Source organism: Corynebacterium sp. LK2510, assembly GCF_040946405.1.
GTDB lineage: Bacteria > Actinomycetota > Actinomycetes > Mycobacteriales > Mycobacteriaceae > Corynebacterium.
Genome location: NZ_JAYWLR010000046.1, coordinates 1 through 989 on the forward strand (window position 1 = coordinate 1; position 989 = coordinate 989).

Consider the following 989-nt stretch of genomic DNA (forward strand, 5'->3'; position numbering starts at 1 on the left):
GTAGCGTCCGACACCGTCAGAGGTGGTTAGCTCATCACTGATGGGGTAGCCGAGTTCACTGTTTTGGGCGCCCATGGATTGCCATTTGTCATAAATCCGGCCTTGGATGCTGGCCTGAGTGGCCGGCAATGCATTGTGAGTGTAGACATGTCCACCTTGGAAGTCTTGTTTAAACCACTGGTTTCCTAAAGCCATATCGCTGGTAGTGGGGTACCCAAGGAAGCCCTTTTCCCAGCCATGGCGTTGCCAGACTTTAGCTACTGGGAGACTAACTGTATGTGCTCCTGTCTTGGGGTGCCAATAGATATATCCATTGACAAACTCAGAACGCTTTCCTATTCCATCTGGATTGGTAAGCTCCTTAGACTTTGGCAAAAGAAGGAAGCTCGTTGGGCCGCCTACCTTATCGTATTTTTCTTTAATTAAACCGCATACTTCAAAGGGAGAAGGCCAATACACTTTACACCCCGGCCGAGCATTCAGCGTTGGAGTATCAGGGTTGGCAAGTTGTGCTTCTCGTATTTCTGCCTTGTCGGCTTCGTTCTTGTCGATACCGGCAGGAATTTCTTCTCTGTCGGAGCGCATTTGACCAGGAATAACTTCACTGTTGGGATTAGAAGTCGGATGCCATTCTTTCAGCCCTTGTGGGTTGAGCTCTTCATTTGTGGCTTGGTTGACTTCATATCCTTCTGCCCCTGGAGGGGTTGGGATTCCCCACTGAGCAAATGGACCATCGACTACTTGCGGCGAAGTCGTATCACGGTGATCAGAGGGGTAAAAATCGTTGTCGGCAGACGGCGTTTCAGATGTTTGAATTTTTGATTGTTGTTCATCGCGAATCGATGATCCCAGAAGTGATGATTGCGCGACTGCAGTGCCGGGAGTGGTACTGATTAATAAGCTTGCTGCGACGAAAGCAAGTAGTTTGCGTGAGAAAGATTTCATGGCAGTCCTTAGATGAGAGTGAAACAAGGAGTTGTTCTACTAGT

General features: G+C 48.6%; 1 pseudogene. It reads right to left on the reverse strand.

Going from position 1 to position 989, the window contains the following annotated elements:
• A pseudogene (locus VVR41_RS10675) lies at positions 1-945 on the reverse strand (LGFP repeat-containing protein); the annotation flags it as partial.
• Positions 946-989 lie beyond the last annotated feature (44 nt).